General features: G+C 57.7%; 14 protein-coding genes. 7 read left to right on the forward strand and 7 right to left on the reverse strand.

What is annotated here, in order from left to right; all coding sequences use genetic code 11:
- The first annotated feature begins 266 nt into the window (after positions 1-266).
- A complete protein-coding gene (gene nhaB, locus ACO05M_RS13605; protein WP_421863862.1) occupies positions 267-1778 on the forward strand; it encodes a sodium/proton antiporter NhaB in 1512 nt (503 codons plus the stop codon).
- 178 nt (positions 1779-1956) lie between these two features.
- Here nhaB and ACO05M_RS13610 read toward each other — a convergent pair whose 3' ends face one another.
- A complete protein-coding gene (locus tag ACO05M_RS13610; RefSeq protein ID WP_421863865.1) occupies positions 1957-2481 on the reverse strand; it encodes a DUF6586 family protein in 525 nt (174 codons plus the stop codon).
- 22 nt (positions 2482-2503) lie between these two features.
- Complete coding sequence (topA, locus tag ACO05M_RS13615; protein WP_421863867.1) at positions 2504-5146, reverse strand: type I DNA topoisomerase; 2643 nt, start codon at positions 5144-5146, stop codon at positions 2504-2506.
- 300 nt (positions 5147-5446) lie between these two features.
- Here topA and ACO05M_RS13620 point away from each other — a divergent pair, with 300 nt between their 5' ends.
- Positions 5447-6136 carry a hypothetical protein gene (locus ACO05M_RS13620; RefSeq protein ID WP_421863870.1) on the forward strand — a complete coding sequence of 230 codons (690 nt, stop codon included), beginning with the start codon at positions 5447-5449 and terminating at the stop codon, positions 6134-6136.
- Positions 6137-6143: 7 nt separating this feature from the next.
- On the opposite strand, the gene ACO05M_RS13625 is transcribed toward ACO05M_RS13620, so the two are convergent.
- Together ACO05M_RS13625 and ACO05M_RS13630 are read right to left on the reverse strand one after the other, a co-directional pair.
- Entirely contained in the window at positions 6144-6389 is a 246-nt protein-coding gene (locus ACO05M_RS13625; protein WP_421863873.1) for a DUF1653 domain-containing protein, read from the reverse strand.
- 12 nt (positions 6390-6401) lie between these two features.
- The gene (locus tag ACO05M_RS13630) at positions 6402-6899 is read right to left on the reverse strand and encodes a hypothetical protein (RefSeq protein WP_421863876.1); all 498 of its coding nucleotides are present in this window, start codon (positions 6897-6899) and stop codon (positions 6402-6404) included.
- Between the two features lie 243 nt (positions 6900-7142).
- On the opposite strand from ACO05M_RS13630, the gene ACO05M_RS13635 reads away from it, so the two are divergent.
- Positions 7143-7574, forward strand: a complete 432-nt coding sequence (locus ACO05M_RS13635) for a universal stress protein (RefSeq protein ID WP_421863879.1) — start codon at positions 7143-7145, stop codon at positions 7572-7574.
- Between the two features lie 21 nt (positions 7575-7595).
- Here ACO05M_RS13635 and ACO05M_RS13640 read toward each other — a convergent pair whose 3' ends face one another.
- Positions 7596-9533, reverse strand: a complete 1938-nt coding sequence (locus ACO05M_RS13640; protein ID WP_421863882.1) for an ATP-binding cassette domain-containing protein — start codon at positions 9531-9533, stop codon at positions 7596-7598.
- Between the two features lie 142 nt (positions 9534-9675).
- Here ACO05M_RS13640 and ACO05M_RS13645 point away from each other — a divergent pair, with 142 nt between their 5' ends.
- Positions 9676-11739, forward strand: coding sequence for a transglycosylase SLT domain-containing protein (locus tag ACO05M_RS13645; protein ID WP_421863885.1), 2064 nt, complete (start codon positions 9676-9678; stop codon positions 11737-11739).
- Positions 11740-11923: 184 nt separating this feature from the next.
- Entirely contained in the window at positions 11924-12340 is a 417-nt protein-coding gene (locus ACO05M_RS13650) for a hypothetical protein (protein WP_421863887.1), read from the forward strand.
- Between the two features lie 71 nt (positions 12341-12411).
- Here the strand turns inward: ACO05M_RS13650 and ACO05M_RS13655 are convergent, their stop codons facing one another.
- Complete coding sequence (locus ACO05M_RS13655; protein WP_421863890.1) at positions 12412-13350, reverse strand: chemotaxis protein CheV; 939 nt, start codon at positions 13348-13350, stop codon at positions 12412-12414.
- 110 nt (positions 13351-13460) lie between these two features.
- Between ACO05M_RS13655 and ACO05M_RS13660 the strand changes: the two genes are divergently transcribed.
- Positions 13461-14294: a TatD family hydrolase gene (locus ACO05M_RS13660; protein ID WP_421863892.1), complete on the forward strand. Its 834-nt coding sequence runs from the start codon at positions 13461-13463 to the stop codon at positions 14292-14294.
- A gap of 11 nt (positions 14295-14305) precedes the next feature.
- On the opposite strand, the gene ACO05M_RS13665 is transcribed toward ACO05M_RS13660, so the two are convergent.
- Positions 14306-14548, reverse strand: coding sequence for a glutaredoxin family protein (locus tag ACO05M_RS13665; protein WP_421863895.1), 243 nt, complete (start codon positions 14546-14548; stop codon positions 14306-14308).
- A gap of 148 nt (positions 14549-14696) precedes the next feature.
- Here ACO05M_RS13665 and ACO05M_RS13670 point away from each other — a divergent pair, with 148 nt between their 5' ends.
- Entirely contained in the window at positions 14697-16412 is a 1716-nt protein-coding gene (locus tag ACO05M_RS13670) for a PHA/PHB synthase family protein (protein WP_421863898.1), read from the forward strand.
- Positions 16413-16534 lie beyond the last annotated feature (122 nt).

Raw genomic sequence — 16534 nt, forward strand, 5'->3', positions numbered from 1 at the left:
TGGTCGTATTTCTGGACCTATATCAGGTTTTTAAGTTTCTTCGCAGTTGCGAAAATTGTTATGATGTGGCGCCGCCAAATTGGGCGCTTCGGCAACTGAGATGCCGGCCCGCGCCTAGCCAAACTGTCGGCCTACGATAACAACGCAGCAACCTCTGAACGTCGCCTGACGCACCGATGACACCGGATGCGAGTCATCGCCTGCGTCCTCGTTTTGGCTGTTCGGTAGTCGCTACCCTCTCACTCACAATGGTGTAGGAAGCAAGAATGAAAGGCACTTATTCTCAAGCTTTCGTGCGGAATTTCCTTGGAAATTCGCCGATGTGGTACAAGCAGGCGATTATCGCCTTCTTGGTTATCAACCCGATTCTGCTACTGGTCGTTGGTCCTGTTGCGACCGGCTGGATCCTGATCTTCGAATTTATTTTCACCCTGGCCATGGCACTCAAGTGCTACCCGCTGCAACCTGGCGGTCTACTGGCCATCGAGGCGCTGGTGATTGGGCTGACCAATCCGCACACCTTGCTGCATGAGGTCGAACAGAACCTGCCGGTTATCCTGCTGCTGATGTTTATGGTGGCCGGTATCTACTTCCTGAAAGGGATGCTGCTGTACGTTTTCACCAAGATCCTGCTGAATGTCCGTGACAAGATCAAACTGTCGCTGCTGTTCTCCTTTATGGGTGCGGTCCTGTCGGCTTTCCTCGACGCTCTGACCGTAACCGCGGTTCTGATCAGTGCCGGTGTGGGCTTCTACGCGGTTTACCACAAAGTCGCCTCCCACGGCCATGACCACGACAAGAACCACAAGCACGACCACTCCACCGATGATCACCTGCACGACGATCACCGCAAGGAGCTGGATGACTTCCGTGCCTTCCTGCGCAGCCTGCTGATGCACGGTGCCGTCGGTACCGCGCTGGGCGGTGTAGCAACCCTGGTGGGCGAGCCGCAAAACCTGTTGATCGGCGCCAAGATGGGCTGGAACTTTGTCGACTTCTTCGTCAAGGTCGCGCCGATCTCCATTCCGGTACTGATCTGCGGCCTGCTCACCGTGGTCGTTGTCGAGAAGAAGAAACTGTTCGGCTACGGCGCTCAGATTCCGGAGAACGTGTTCAATATCCTGAAGCACTTCGATGAACAACAGGAAGCCAAGCTGACCAAGCGTGACCGGGCTCAGCTCTATGTCCAGTTCTTCTGTGCTGCGGTACTGGTGATCGGCCTGGCCTTCCACCTGGCCGAAGTCGGCTTTATCGGTCTGGCGGTTATCATCCTGGCCACCAGCTTTAACGGTGTTACCGAAGAGCACCAGATCGGCAAGGCGTTCGAAGAGGCCCTGCCCTTCACCGCGCTGCTGGTGGTGTTCTTCGCCGTGGTCTCGGTGATCCACGACCAGCACCTGTTCCAGCCGATCATCGAATCGGTTCTGGCGATGGACCTGGGCGTCCAGCCGGCGATGTTCTTTATCGCCAACGGCATCCTGTCGGCGATCAGTGACAACGTGTTCGTTGCCACTGTTTATATCAACGAAGTCGCCGCCGCCCACGCTGCCGGCTCTATTACCCGGGAACACTTCGAATCGCTGGCCATTGCGATCAACACCGGTACCAACCTGCCGTCGGTTGCAACCCCGAACGGTCAGGCTGCGTTCCTGTTCCTGCTGACCTCGGCGATCGCCCCGCTGGTACGTCTGTCCTACATGCGGATGGTCGTGATGGCGCTGCCTTACACCATCGTGCTGAGCGTCGTCGGTCTGCTGGCTGTCATGGCCTTCGTCTAACGGGTCAACAGCAGGCCAAGCCGGCCTGCAGCAGACTCACCAAGCCCCGCCATGCGGGGCTTTTTTGTGTCATCGAGCAACCCCTACCCCTGTTGATCGGCGCAGGCTCGGCAAACGGCGAACATAAAAAAGCCCGCGTTCAGCGGGCTTTGGGAAATCGTCGATCAAATGCTGTGGGTTACCACTCCTTCAGGCTTTCGCGCTGGCGATCGATCAGTTCCCGCAGGCTGTTGAGCCAGCTTTCCAACTGCTCGATCACCTCGCCATCCTTGGAATGGTCCGGATTGACCTGAACCACCTGAATCTCCGACAGGCTGGCATGGTCGGACTGGTTGGCCTGCTCCCGATCCTGCGCCACCCAGCAGGCCCGGTAAGCCTTCAGGGTTTGCGACAGCCAGCTGTCACGTCCGGCCAGCTCGGTCAGCTCTTTCGCCTCCGGCGCTTCCATACCGTTATGCTCCAGCTGCTCGAGCAGCTCGTCACGGGTGGAGATCTTCAGCGGGTCGAGGCGGTAAACTTCAGCGATCTCGCGCAGGTAAGCGCTGTAGGCCGACACCAGATGGAACAGAATCGACTCCTCGTAGGATTCGATCTGCGCGTGTTTATTCCAGCCGGTCGACTCGGCCGCCTGCTTCAACTGGTCCAGATGCACCTTGGCAAACAGCAGCTTCTGATTGGTGCGCGCGATGTAGATATTGGACATGGTGGACTCCTGCCGTCCTGGCTTACTTTTTCTTTTTGCGCTTGTCTTCTTCGACCCAGCGCCCGTCACGGTAATAGGCGCGCCAGCCGGTGGCTTTGCCGTTTACCTCTGACATCACATACTGCTCTTTGGTCTTGCGACTGTAGCGCACCACGGCCGGTTCACCGTCCGGGTCAGCCTGAGGCGCCTGCATCAGGTAGTGGTACTTCGGATCGATCGCCTGCTGATGCGGAATCAGCTCGCTGATCAACGGTGCCCGGGTCTCACGGTTGCGCGGGAACTGGCTGGCGGCCAGGAACAGCCCGGAGGCTCCGTCGCGCAGGATGTAATGATCCTCCACCTTGGCGCAGGGCAGTTCCGGCATCGGGACCGGGTCCATTTTGGGCGGTGCCGCTTCACCATTGCGCAGCAGCTTGCGGGTGTTCTTGCAGCTCTCGGAAGTACAGCCGAAGTATTTACCGAAACGGCCGGTCTTAAGCTGCATGTCGGCGCCGCATTTATCGCACTCGATCACCGGGCCGTCGTAGCCCTTAATCTTGTACTGACCCTGCTCGACCTCAAAGCCGGAACAGGCCGGGTTATTGCCGCACACATGCAGTTTACGGGTTTCGTCGATCAGGTAGCTGTCCATCGCCGTGCCGCACTTGCTGCAACGGTGCTTCTTCAGCAGCTGACGCGATTCGGCTTCATCGTCGGCGTCGACGCTGATCACCTCGTCCCCATGGACCAGGTTCAGGGTGCCTTTACAACGTTCCTTAGGCGGCAGGCTGTAGCCGGAGCAACCCAGGAACACGCCGGTGCTGGCGGTACGAATCATCATCGGACGCTCGCACTTCGGGCACGGAATATCGGTCTCGGTCGGGCTGTTCGGTGCCATACCGCCCTCATCCGACTCGGCCTTCTCCAGCTTGCCGTTGAAGTCACGGTAGAAGTCATCAAGCAGGTGCTTCCAGTCGGCATGGCCGTTGGCCACGTCGTCCAGCGCTTCCTCCATCTTGGCGGTGAAGCCGTAGTCCATCAGATCGGAGAAACTGCCGACCAGACGATCGGTGACGATGTCGCCCATCTTCTCGGCGTAGAAGCGGCGGTTTTCCAATTTGACGTAACCGCGATCCTGAATCGTCGAGATGATCGATGCATAGGTGGACGGGCGGCCGATGCCACGCTTCTCCAGCTCTTTAACCAACGCCGCTTCGCTGAAGCGCGGTGCCGGCTTGGTGAAATGCTGGGCCGGCTCGAGTTTTTCCAACGTCAGCGGATCACCCTTCTGCAGATCCGGCAGGATCACATCCTCATCCTTCTTACCGGCCGAGGGCTGGGCTTTCAGGAAGCCGTCAAACTGCATGATCCGACCGCGGGTACGCAGTTCATAATCGCCACAGCTAACCTTGATCCGAGTGCTGATAAAGCGCGCATTGGGCATCTGGCAGGCGACAAACTGGCGCCAGATCAGCTCATACAGGCGCTGTGCATCACGTTCCATGTCCTTCAGGATCGAACCACTGATATTGACGTCGGACGGACGGATCGCCTCGTGTGCCTCCTGGGCCCCCTCTTTGGAGCTATAGGAGCGCGGTGCTTCGGGCAGATAATCTTTGCCGTAACGATCGAGAATAAAATCGCGACAGCTCTGTACCGCTTCGGCACTCAGGTTGGTCGAGTCGGTACGCATATAGGTGATGTGACCGGCTTCATAGAGCCGCTGGGCCAGCATCATGGTTTTCTTGACCCCGAAGCCCAACCGCGTACTGGCGGCCTGCTGCAGGGTCGAGGTGATATAGGGCGCCGAAGGCTTGCTCTGGGTCGGCTTATCTTCGCGGTCGCTGACCTGATAGCTGCCGGCGGTCAGCTCCGCCAGCGCAGCGTCGGTATCGGCCTTGTTTCCGGGACGGAAATTGGCACCGCGGTGCTTACTGACCTCAAGGGCGACCGGTTGCTTGTCGGAGGTATTGACCAGTGCATCGACTTCCCAGTACTCCTCCGGCACGAAGGCGCGAATCTCCTGCTCACGCTCCACCACCAGACGGACTGCAACCGATTGCACTCGGCCTGCCGACAGGCCTCGGGCCACTTTGGCCCAAAGCAGCGGCGACACCATGTAACCCACCACCCGATCGAGGAAACGGCGGGCCTGCTGGGCATTAACCCGGTCCATATCCAGCTCACCGGGCGTCTCGAACGCCTCGGTAATCGCTTTCTTGGTGATCTCGTTGAACACCACCCGCTTGTAACGATCGTGATCACCGCCGATCGCTTCCAGCAGGTGCCAGGCGATCGCTTCCCCCTCGCGGTCCAAATCGGTCGCGAGATAGATCTGATCGGAATTCTTGGCCAGTCGCTTCAGCTCGTCGACCACCTTCTCCTTGCCGGGCAGCACTTCGTAGCGCGGATTCCAGCCCTTCTCTGGATCAACCCCCATTCGGCCGATCAACTGTTCGCGGGCTTTCTTCTTTTTATGGATAACGCGCTGTTCGGGCGACAGCTTTCGGGTCTCGGCGGCAGCCTTGGCACGGGCTTTGGGGTCAACCGTTGAACGCCCACCGCCACTGGTGGGCAGATCACGTATATGGCCGACGCTGGATTTGACGATGAAATCCTTGCCCAGATACTTGTTGATTGTCTTGGCCTTGGCCGGTGACTCGACGATTACTAACGACTTACCCATGAACTATAAAAGCCTGATACCTGTATATTTGAGTCGGATACCGTAGGCGGTATGGATAGATCGATGGAGATAATCCCGCCGAATCGGTTCCGACAACCCTAGCCGGGTCTGAGGAGCGTCATATATAAGGCCTGCACCGACGCCGGTCAAGCATCCATTGGTTCTGAACTTAACAATTAAGGCCTGAAATCTCCTGCCGTTACGTCACTTATGGGGCTTGTCGACGGTTTTCCGTAGAGCTGGAATCGCATTTTCAGTACCATGGGGCGCTGTTGTTCCACCCGTCAATAACGGAAGGCTATGTTCTCGGAAAATGCACCTCTGCTGGTTGTTGCCCTGGTCACCATCTTGTTGGTGGCGCTGCTGGCAAATTATCTGGTGTATCGTCGTCAGGAACGAGCCCTGCAGCGAGCGATCAAGCTGCAACAGCTACGGATCGAGGCCGAGAAGGTACTGGATTCGCTGTCGATACTGAATCAGATCGACTGTCCCAAATCTGCCCGAGAGCTGCTGAATCAGGAGGTGGTACGCCTGCTGGAGCAGATCAGTCGACTGAAGCCCGAGGCGGGCATGCTGGATCAGTTACGCAGCCAATCCGATGCCGGAGCCGGCGATAGCGGCACCCTCAATCTGGAAAACGAACGTGCGATGAAGCAGGCCCATGGGGCGATTCGCTTTGCCATTCGGTTTGCCAATCACCGCCGCAGCATCGGCGCGCTCTCCGCGTTACAGTGCGATGAACTCAGCAACGAACTGCAACGGTTCGATTATCAGATCGAGATCGACACCCACCTGACGATCGGCAAGCGCTTACTGGACTCTGACAAACCGGCGGTAGCGACAACCCACTTCAAGCAGGCCAAGAGCTTCATCTCGCGCCTACACCATCAAAATCCGCAGCGTCGCGAGCTTCTGGAGCAGGTCAACGACCTGATTGCCCAAGCGTTACCGTTCGGCACTCAGGCTCGAAAAAACGACAAGGCCGAGTAACGGCGGATCAACACGGGGCGCTGGTTTCGTCCGCTTCAATCAGCGCAAAACGCAACACCTCAGCACCGTCGACCCGAACCGTCTCGACAAACATCTCCAGCGGCCTAACCCATAGTTTGCGGTCACCGTACTGGGGTTGGTACACCACCAACAGTTCCTCGGTTTCCGAATGCACGGCGGTTCCAATGACCCGGTATTCATTGCCTTTGTAATGACGATAGAGCCCCGGAGCCGGGGCTGAAGCTGTACTCATAGTGATTCTCTGTCAGCAGCTGGATGTCAGCAGCGGTTCCAATTGCTGCTTCAGCTGTTCGATGGTTTCCGGCGTGCCAAATTCATCCCAGTAAATAGAGACGGAAACCGGCGTCGATTCGATACCGTAGACGGTCTCCGGCAGTGCGATGATCAGGGCGGTGATTCGAGCCAATTCAGCTTCACTCTGGTAGCCCTCGCCCTTGGCCCAGCTCCATCCCTGCGGTAGCCCCACATTGGCATGAGATTCGAGCCGGAAGATCTGCCATTCAGGCGGTTTGGCCTGCTGACGGGCCAGCCGGGGCAATCGGTAAGCAACACAGTTGCGCTCTTCACCGAACGCTTCGCCCAGTGCCCGCGGCAGGGTCAGCCGACTGATCTGAACCTGAAACCCCAAACGCATCGCCTGCTGTCTCAGGTCTGCCTGCATACGCTGACGCGGCGACGGCTTCATCCACATCATCGAGCCGATGATCGCAAGAAAAATCAGGGTGATAACAAGCCAACTCATGGCGGTGACATCTCTTAAATTGGGAGCGGCTATGTTAACCCGGATTGAGCCAAAAAGGTTTGCCGATTGATCCCAGCAGCGGCCTAAAAGCAGCCTATCAACCCCTTGCCGCCGATGACCGGGCAGCAGCGGACAAGCAACCCGCCGCAAGCACGGAAAACTGAAAATTTATCAAGATTTTCAGCGCCTTCGTCAACAATCCGAGTTAAGCTAAAGGCAGAGAAATGCAATGGGAGACCAACCATGGCCTATCAACATATCCTGCTGGCGATTGATCTGACCGAGGAATCCGGACAGGTTGCAGACCGAGCAGTGGCACTGGCGAAACAGGGCGAGACCCGGTTGAGCATGATCCACGTGATTGAACCCCTGAGCTTTGCCTATGGCGGCGATGTCCCGATGGACCTGTCCACCATCCAGGAGCAACTCGATGAGCATGCCCAACAGCGACTGGAAGCCTTCGCCGACAGTCTCGGTGTGCCGGTCGCCCAGCTCCATGTGGTATCCGGCCACACCGAGAGCGAGATCCACCGAGTCGCCAAGGAGATCGAAGCCGACCTGATTATTGTCGGCAGCCACGGTCGACACGGTTTATCACTACTGCTGGGATCAACCGCTAACGGCGTCCTTCATGGAGCCAAATGCGATGTCCTGGCGGTACGGGTACAGGACTGAATGACGCCGTAGCCTAAGAGGTTACTGCATCGATTCCAGTTCGACCCAGCGCTCCATCGCCTGCTCCAGCGCCTGCTCGCAGGTTTGCAGCGCTTCCAGCCGCTGCGCCACCTTATCATGGGGCTGCTGATAGAAGTCGGCAGCCCCGGTCTCCTCCTGCAAGGCCTCAAGTTCGGCCTCCAGTTGTTCCATCTGACCCGGCAACTGATCCAGTTCCCGTTGCAGCTTATAACTGAGTTTCTTCTTGGCCGGTGCCGATTTGGTTTCGGTCTTCTTCGATTCCGCCGCCGTAATCCCGGAATCCTGTTCGGGCTGGGCGGTACTTTGCTCGAGCTTCTCCTGAGTCGACTGGGGAAGCTCGGTCTGGATCAGCTCTCCCCCCTGGCGCAACCAATCCTGATAGCCGCCGATATATTCGCGAATCTTCCCCCCGCCGTTGAACACCAGCGTACTGGTGACCACATTGTCGAGGAATTCACGATCGTGACTGACCAGCAATACCGTGCCTTGGAATTCGGACAGGATCTCTTCCAGCAGTTCCAGGGTTTCAAGATCCAGATCATTGGTGGGTTCGTCGAGCACCAGCACATTGGCCGGCTTGCTGAACAGGCGCGCCAGCAGCAGACGGTTTCGCTCTCCGCCGGATAGCGACTTCACCTTGGCCCGGGTTCGGGCCGGCGGGAACAGAAATTCGCTCAGGTAACCGATCAGGTGTTTGCGCTTACCGTTGATCTCGATGAATTCCCGACCCTCGGCAATGTTGTCGATAACGGTTTTTTCCGGATCCAGCTGCTCACGCAACTGGTCGAAGTAAGCCACCTGCAGGTTGGTGCCGATATCCAATTTGCCACCATCGGGTTGCAACTGCCCCAGCAGCAGTCGCAGCAGGGTGGTCTTGCCCACCCCGTTGGGACCGATCAAACCGATTCGGTCACCACGCAGGATCCGCACCGAGAAATCATCGATGATACGCTGCTCGTCATAGCTGTAATGGATCGCTTCGGCATCCACCACCAGTTTACCGCTACGCTGGGCCTGCTCGACGCTGAAGCTGGCCTTGCCTTGCTTCTCACGCCGCTCGGCTCGCTCATTACGCATCGCTTTCAAGGCTCGAACCCGGCCCTCATTTCGGGTTCGACGGGCCTTGATACCCTGACGGATCCAAACCTCTTCCAGCGCCAGCTTTTTATCAAACAGGGCATTTTGGCGGGCTTCATCGGCCAGCACCTGGTCGCGGTATTTCAGGAAGCTGGTATAATCCCCCTCCCACGGAAACAGCCGCCCCCGGTCCAGCTCAACGATCCGGTTCGCCAGCCGCTGCAGGAAGCTTCGATCGTGGGTGATAAAGATAAGGGTGCCGCGAAATTCGAGCAGCTGCTGCTCCAACCAACCGATGGTATGAATATCCAGATGGTTAGTCGGCTCGTCGAGCAGCAGAATATCGGGTTCGGTCACCAACGCACGGGCCAGTGCCACCCGGCGTCGCCATCCACCCGACAACTCCTGCATCTGCACCTGCCCCGGCAGCCCCAGGCGCAGCAATACACGCTCAACCTTCTGCTCCAGATGCCAGCCGTCAACAGCTTCTAGCTGATGCTGCAAGCGCTCCAGTCGCTGCAGACCCGCCTCATCATGGGCCTGAGTGGCCAGCTCGTCGTACTCGTTGCGCAGTTGCTGAACATGAGCCAGGCCGTCGGCGACGACATCGAAGACCTTTCGAGTATCCGCCGCGGGCAGCTCCTGCTCCAGTACCCCGATCACGGTTTCGGGAGCCTTCCAGAGTTCGCCTGAATCCAGCGCCAACGCACTGCAAATCACTTTCAGCAGCGTTGATTTCCCCTCACCGTTGCGACCGATAAGCGCGATCCTTTCACCCGGATGAACCACCCAGTCCACGTGATCCAACAAGGGCTTGTCGCCAAAAGCCAGCGACGCTTGATTCAGTCTTAACAGGGCCATAAAAGTAACGCCATCATACTCAGGTAAGGTGTTCGTCCGTCTGCCGACTCGGCAGATAAAGCGCTCGGAAAGCTCAGCGGTTTGAACTATTCTACTGCCAAACCCTCTGAAGGGTGGCCATTGAAACCAAGAGGCTCAGGTTTTGCAAATCGACCGCGTATTTCGCCGCCGCCATACAGCTCCCGCCCGCCCCTTTTCACGCTTCTTCACCCCCGCCGTCTACTTGCTCGGCCTAACCGTACTCAGCCTTCCACTACCCGGCTGGGTACCACTGAGCCAGGCCTCGATCATCGAACAGGATCGTTCACGGCTGGAACAACAACGGCAGCAGTACCGCCAGAGCAAACAGGCTCTGACCAAGCGGGATTACAAAACCTACGATCGCTTGATCACTAAATTGAGCGACTATCCGCTCTACCCCTACCTGCTTTTCCAACGCCACCGCCAGCAGCTGGATACCCTTAATGCCGAGCAATTGCAGCAATTCGAGCAACGTTTTAGCGACACTCCGCTGGCGCGCAGACTCTATCAAAGCTGGATCAGTGAACAGGCCAAGCGCAAACGCTGGCAGCAATTAATCGATAATTACCGTCCCGAGTCGGCCGGCATCAGCCTCCAATGCCAATACCTGTGGGCACTTCACCAACAAGGCCAGACCGACAAGATGTTGCCGGATGTCGGCTCCATCTGGGTACACGGCAGTTCGCGACCCAAAGCCTGCGACAAACCCTTCGAACTCTGGCTGAAAAGCGATCAGTACACCGAGCAGCACGCCTGGGACCGGTTTTGGCTGGCACTTGAGAAAGGCAATACCAAACTGGCCGGTTACATCCGCAAACGACTCAACAAGCCCGAATGGAAAAGCCAGGCCAAGCAGGCCCTTTCGTGGCACCGCAAACCGCAACAACTGAGCGCTTTCAAACTCAATTCCGACCAGGTCCTGAGCCCAGACCAACAACGGCTAATGATGATCACTCTCAAGCGTCTCGGCCGTCAGGAACCGCTTGAAGGTCTGGATCAGCTCGTGCGCCTTGCCGAGCCGCTGGGACTGACACCCGAAACGCAACAGCAGCTGCATCGCAGCTTCGCGGTCCGGCAACTGCGTCGCTATCCGGACAGTATCGGCGAACTTAGTCAACGACTCGATCCCAACAACCCGGATCCTCAGATCCTCGAGTGGCAGCTGCGCAATCTGATCCTGCGCCAGGATTGGAAAGCCGTCACCAAGCTGCTCGACCAGTTGCCCGAATCCGAGCGCGAACGCGACCGGTGGCGCTATTGGCAGGCCCGGGCGCTGGAAGCCCAAGGCGATACCGAGCAGACCGAAAAAGCGGCGCAGATCTATAACAAACTGGCCTTTGAACGCAGTTTTTACGGTTTTATGGCGGCGGATAAGCTGGGGGGCGGCTACCAACTCAACAATCGGACCCTGGCCCAGGATCCGGACTATATCGGCCAGCTGGCCCGCCAACCCGGGTTAATTCGGGCCCGGGAACTGTACCTGCACAACCAACTTCGCGATGCCCGGCGGGAATGGTACGCCAGCACCCGCAAGCTAAGCCGGGAGCAGCGCTACCAGGCCGCACAGTTAGCCCGTCAGTGGGGCTGGTATGAGCAGTCGATCCGCGGCGCCATTGCCGCACGCCAGTGGGATGACATCCTGCTTCGATTCCCGGTGGCCTATAGCGATCCGATTCACCAGGCAGCGAACAAGCACGCCATCGCCCCTACCTGGATACTGGCTGTCGCCCGGCAGGAGAGCGCCTTCACCCCCGATGCCCGATCCCATGCCGGAGCCATGGGGCTGATGCAGCTGATGCCGGCAACCGCCAAAGAAACCGCCAAAAAGGCCAAGATACGCTACCGCAGCCGCAACCAACTGGCCGAACCCGACTTCAATATCAAACTGGGCAGCCACTACCTGGCCGGATTGGGCCGCCGCTACGAGGGGCACCGGGTGTTGGCGACCGCGGCCTACAATGCCGGCCCCCATCGGGTTAAGCGCTGGCTGGCACAGCGTAACGACCTGCCGACCGATATCTGGATCGAAACCATTCCGTTCGACGAAACCCGTAACTACGTCCAGAATGTGCTGAGCTTCTCGCTGATTTACAGCGATATCCTCGGCCAACCGAAACAGCTGCTGCAGCCCCATGAGCGTATGGCCGTGGTTCCCGATCCCAAAGCGCGCAAGGCCAGCCGGTAACCACACAGGCCCGGCGCCCATTCGGGGGCGCCCAAAACACACTGCGGCTCAGCACCCCTGAACCCCTTATCGTACTGGCTTGATAAGGCTCAATCTGTTGGGCTTTATCGGGTTGCTATACTGCGGGCCGGCTTGATCAAAACTCAAGACCGCCTATTAATCTTCACGACGGAAGCCCTGCTGTATGATCGGATCGAATAAGAGTCCTCGCCCCACCTTCCTTGCCGAGGTTGTCATTCTTGGATTGCTGGCCTTTTTGATCGTCCACTTCTTTATCGACCCTAAAAAAGAGATCTCCTATAAGGTCAAGAGCGCCCACGGCTCCGCGCTGCTCGTCCAGCTACACCTCCACAAAGAGAGCGAGCTTCGCGCTATCGAGCTGACCGAGAGTTTCGATCCGGAAGAGATGCTGGAAGAGCTGGAGACTGCGATGACCAATGCCGAGATGCCGCTCAACAGTCAGTTTGACCAGGGCTCCAACGGCTATGCATTGGAACTTTCCAGCACCGTACTGCTGGGCCGGGCCGGTACCGAGATTCTGGACCCGGAGGTCGCCGAAGCCGCATCTCAGCAGCGCCTGGCTCAGTTCGAGTCAAACTAACTGACTCGGCGCCGGACAAAAAAGGCCAAGCATTGCTTGGCCTTTTTTTGAAGCAGGAGTTTGCCGTCCGATCAGAGGTTGTAAACCACCTTGATCCGATCTTTCACCAGCGTCGCCAAACGATCCGACTCGAACTTCGGCAGGAAGTCGTTGCAACCCACCTTTTCAACCATGGCATGGTTGAAGGATCCCGACAGCGAGGTGTGCAGCACGATGTACAGATCCTTAAGCTGCTCATCACGGCGAATCTCGGTCGTCAGTCGGTAACCATCCATCTCCGGCATCTCGGCATCGGTGATCAGCATCAAAAACCGATCGCTCAGGCTGCCTTCGGTATGCTCGGCAAAGGCACGTAGTTGCTGTAGCGCGTCGGTTCCATTGACCGCTTCGTAGATCTGGATACCGAGATTACTCAGGGTGTTATGAACCTGGTCACGGGCCGTCTGCGAGTCATCAACGACCATCACCTCGCAACCCTGGGCAATGGCCAGCACCTCATCCTCAATCAATCCCGGGGTAATTTCGGTGGTATAGGGACTGACTTCGGCCAGCACCTTCTCGACATCCACGATCTCGACCAGACGGTTGTCTTCCAACCTGGTGATTGCCGTCAGGTAGTGGGCACGCCCGGCGGTGACCGGCGGCGGCATCACGTCGCTCCAGTCCAGGTTCAGAATGCGCTCGACATCACTGACCAAAAAGCCCTGTACGGTACCGTTATACTCCGTCACGATCATGTGAGCGGTGTCGGTAATCTCGGTCGGGCGCATGCCGATCGCGGCACTCAAATCGATCACCGGCACCGTCTGGCCACGCATATTGGCAACCCCGATCACCACCGGATGGGAATTGGGGATCGCATTCAACCGTGGAAGCTTAAGAACCTCTTTGACCTTAAAGACGTTGATGGCAAACAGTTGATGACGTCCGAGCCGGAACAGCAGCAGCTCGAAACGGTTCTGGCCCACCAGCTGTGTTCGCTGGTCAACCGAATCTAAAATCCCTGACATCTTGGGGCACCCTATCAGTAGTTAATACAGGCCAGCTCACCTATCTGAGTTAGAATAGCTAACTTTGGCCCTCCGGGGATATTCAACCTGCACCGAAACTACCGAAAATCATGGCCTTCAGCAACGCCCCACTGACCGATATCGCGGTCAACTTGACCGACAAAAGCTTCCAAGCTGATCTTGATCAGGTTCTTGATCGGGCAAACGATGCTGGGGTCCGCGAAATCATCGTTACCGGTTCCACCCTGGAGGAGAGTCGGCAGGCGGTCGAGCTGTGCCAACGGCGCCCCGAAATGCTGTTCAGCACCGCCGGCGTACACCCCCACTACAGCCGGGATTTTGATGCCGGAACGTTGGATCAGCTGCGCCGCCTGAGCACCGAGGATTGTGTCCGAGCCATTGGCGAAACCGGACTGGATTTCAACCGCGACTTTTCCCCCCGTCCGGATCAGATCCACGCGTTCGAACAACAGCTTGAGCTGGCGTGTGAGTTACAGATGCCGGTACTGATGCATGAACGCGATGCCCACGATCGCTTTGTCGAGATCATCAGCCACTACCGCGACCGGCTGGACAAGGCGGTGCTGCACTGTTTTACCGGCGATAAAGCCCAGCTTTACCGGCTGCTGGATCTGGATCTGCATATCGGCATTACCGGCTGGTTATGCGATGAACGTCGCGGTGCGCATCTGCAGCCGCTGCTCAAAGAGATCCCCGCCGACCGGCTGATGCTGGAGACCGACGCCCCCTATCTGCTGCCCCGTGACCTGCGGCCCAAGCCCAAGTCTCGTCGCAATGAGCCTTGCCATCTGGCCCACATAGTCGGGGTAGCGGCCCAGCACATGGGCATCGGTGCGGAGCAGCTTGCTCGACAGACCCGCCGTACCAGTTTGGATTTTTTCAATATTCGGCCTGAGGCAGCGCCGGAGCCGGTTGAGAAATAACAATTATTGTCTTAGAGAGTGGCGAGAAATCGTTGCAGTTGGGCGGCGTCGAACGGCCACCCCAACTCGCGTCCGCTGAGTTGGTCCTGCAACACCGGAATGCGCACACCATAGTGCTCTACCAGGTGATCTTCATCAGCAATATCAACGACTTCGACCGGTGTCTGCTGTAGATTCAACTCCTGAGAAAGCAACGCCTCCGCCACGTCACAAAGATGACAGCCTAAAGTTCCGTACAACACTAATCGAGGCATGAATAGCTCCAAACTTGCAGGGATTATTTGCGATATACCACTAACTGCTAGGGCGAGTTTTCTCCAGATGTGGTAGTTTACCACTCCTGCAGGAGCCCAAGCGCCGGGCCAACGCATCTCTACAGCCATCAGGAAAGAGTAAATTAGTATGGATCGCAGCAGCAACACCGACGCCACAAACTTCTTCACCGCGATGAACGCCGAAACCCACAAGCTGGTGGAAATGTTCGGCGGCCAAGTTGGAGAGCAGTACCTCGACAACCTGAACAGCGCCTGGTCACAACTGCTTAGCCGCCCCACCGACCCACAAGGCTGGGTCGAGGCAATTAATGAATATCAGCGCAGCTCGCTGCAGTTCTGGTCCACCCTGCTGACCGGCGGCGAGGCCGGCAACGGCAGCCGTGATTCCCGCTTCAAAGCCGACGAGTGGAGCGAGAACCCGGTCTTCAACTACATTAAAGAGTCCTACCTGATCGCCTCCAAACTGCTGAACAAGGCAGTCGAGAATGTCAACCTGGACGACAAGAGTCAGAAGAAGCTGGAGTTCTTCACCCAGCAGTACATCGACGCCATGTCTCCGAGCAACTTTGCCGCCACCAACCCGGAAGTGCTGCAGCAAGCCGTTGAGACCAAAGGCCAGAGCCTGATCACCGGTCTGCAGAACCTGCTGGGCGACCTGGATAAAGGCCGTATCACCATGACCGACGAAGAAGCCTTCGTGCTGGGCGAAAACGTCGCCACCACCGAAGGCCAGGTTGTGTACCAAAACGAGCTGTTCCAGCTGATCCAGTACACCCCGAGCCAGGAAAAGATTGCCGAACGTCCGCTGTTGATCGTACCGCCGTGCATCAACAAGTTCTACATCATGGATCTGCAGCCGGGTAACTCCTTCGCCAAGTACAACGTCGATCAGGGTAACAACACCTTTATGATCTCCTGGGTCAACGCCACTCCGGAGCAGAGCCACCTGGGTTGGGATGACTATGTCGAGTCCGGCGTATTGGAAGCCCTGGATGTGGTCAAGAAGATCACCGGCAGCAACCGCGTCAACACCGCGGCCTGGTGTATCGGCGGTACCATTCTGTCGACCGCACTGGCGGTACTGACCGATCGCAAAGACAACACCGTCTCTTCCGCCACCTTCCTGACCACCATGACCGACTTCGAAGAGCCGGGCGATATCGGTGTCTTCCTGGGTGACGACGAAGTCGGCTCACTGCTGCAGAAAGTCGAACAGGAAGGTGTGCTGAACGGCAAGAACCTGGCCACCGCCTTCAACATGCTGCGCTCCAACGACCTGATCTGGTCCTACGTGGTCAACAACTACCTCAAGGGCCAGGCCCCGGTACCGTTCGACCTGCTGTACTGGAACAGCGACCCGACCAACCTGCCGGCGGATTTCTACAGCTTCTACATCCGCAACATGTACTTGGAGAACAACCTCTCCAAGCCGGGCGGAGTCACTATCTGTGGTACGCCGATCGATCTGAGCAAGATCAAGACACCGTCTTACTTCCTGTCCTGTATCGAAGACCATATTGCACCTTGGAAGTCCACCTACAAGGGCACCGAGAAGCTGAAGAACTGTGAATTCGTACTGGGTGCCAGCGGCCACATCGCCGGTGTTATCAACCCGGCCAGCCGTAACCGTCGTCACTTCTGGATCAACGGTGAACTGGGCGGTACGCCGGATCAGTGGCTCGACAGCGCCGAAAAGCAGGAAGGCAGCTGGTGGAACCACTGGTCAGCCTGGCTGAAGAAGCGTGCCGGCAAGCAGGTTGAAGCACCGAAGGAGCTGGGTAGCAAAGACCACGCACCGATCGAAGCCGCCCCGGGCAGCTACGTCGCCGTGCGTATCGACTGAGCACAACAGCAGTCAACACTTATCCGATAAGGGGCTGATTTCAGCCCCTTTTTTTTGTGCCTACCAATCCTCTATAGCGCTCGAATAGCCCCTATCTCGGCGCGCCTCGGCACTGCCGTAGG

It is taken from the genome of Motiliproteus sp., from assembly GCF_965230735.1.
Classification (GTDB): domain Bacteria; phylum Pseudomonadota; class Gammaproteobacteria; order Pseudomonadales; family Balneatricaceae; genus Motiliproteus.

Excerpts from the sequence above, each read along its gene's own strand:
- nhaB (WP_421863862.1), top strand. The coding sequence starts at position 267 with ATGAAAGGCACTTATTCTCAAGCTTTCGTGCGGAATTTCCTTGGAAAT.
- ACO05M_RS13610 (WP_421863865.1), bottom strand. The coding sequence starts at position 2,481 with ATGTCCAATATCTACATCGCGCGCACCAATCAGAAGCTGCTGTTTGCC.
- topA (WP_421863867.1), bottom strand. The coding sequence starts at position 5,146 with ATGGGTAAGTCGTTAGTAATCGTCGAGTCACCGGCCAAGGCCAAGACA.
- ACO05M_RS13620 (WP_421863870.1), top strand. The coding sequence starts at position 5,447 with ATGTTCTCGGAAAATGCACCTCTGCTGGTTGTTGCCCTGGTCACCATC.
- ACO05M_RS13625 (WP_421863873.1), bottom strand. The coding sequence starts at position 6,389 with ATGAGTACAGCTTCAGCCCCGGCTCCGGGGCTCTATCGTCATTACAAA.
- ACO05M_RS13630 (WP_421863876.1), bottom strand. The coding sequence starts at position 6,899 with ATGAGTTGGCTTGTTATCACCCTGATTTTTCTTGCGATCATCGGCTCG.
- ACO05M_RS13635 (WP_421863879.1), top strand. The coding sequence starts at position 7,143 with ATGGCCTATCAACATATCCTGCTGGCGATTGATCTGACCGAGGAATCC.
- ACO05M_RS13640 (WP_421863882.1), bottom strand. The coding sequence starts at position 9,533 with ATGGCCCTGTTAAGACTGAATCAAGCGTCGCTGGCTTTTGGCGACAAG.
- ACO05M_RS13650 (WP_421863887.1), top strand. The coding sequence starts at position 11,924 with ATGATCGGATCGAATAAGAGTCCTCGCCCCACCTTCCTTGCCGAGGTT.
- ACO05M_RS13655 (WP_421863890.1), bottom strand. The coding sequence starts at position 13,350 with ATGTCAGGGATTTTAGATTCGGTTGACCAGCGAACACAGCTGGTGGGC.
- ACO05M_RS13660 (WP_421863892.1), top strand. The coding sequence starts at position 13,461 with ATGGCCTTCAGCAACGCCCCACTGACCGATATCGCGGTCAACTTGACC.
- ACO05M_RS13665 (WP_421863895.1), bottom strand. The coding sequence starts at position 14,548 with ATGCCTCGATTAGTGTTGTACGGAACTTTAGGCTGTCATCTTTGTGAC.
- ACO05M_RS13670 (WP_421863898.1), top strand. The coding sequence starts at position 14,697 with ATGGATCGCAGCAGCAACACCGACGCCACAAACTTCTTCACCGCGATG.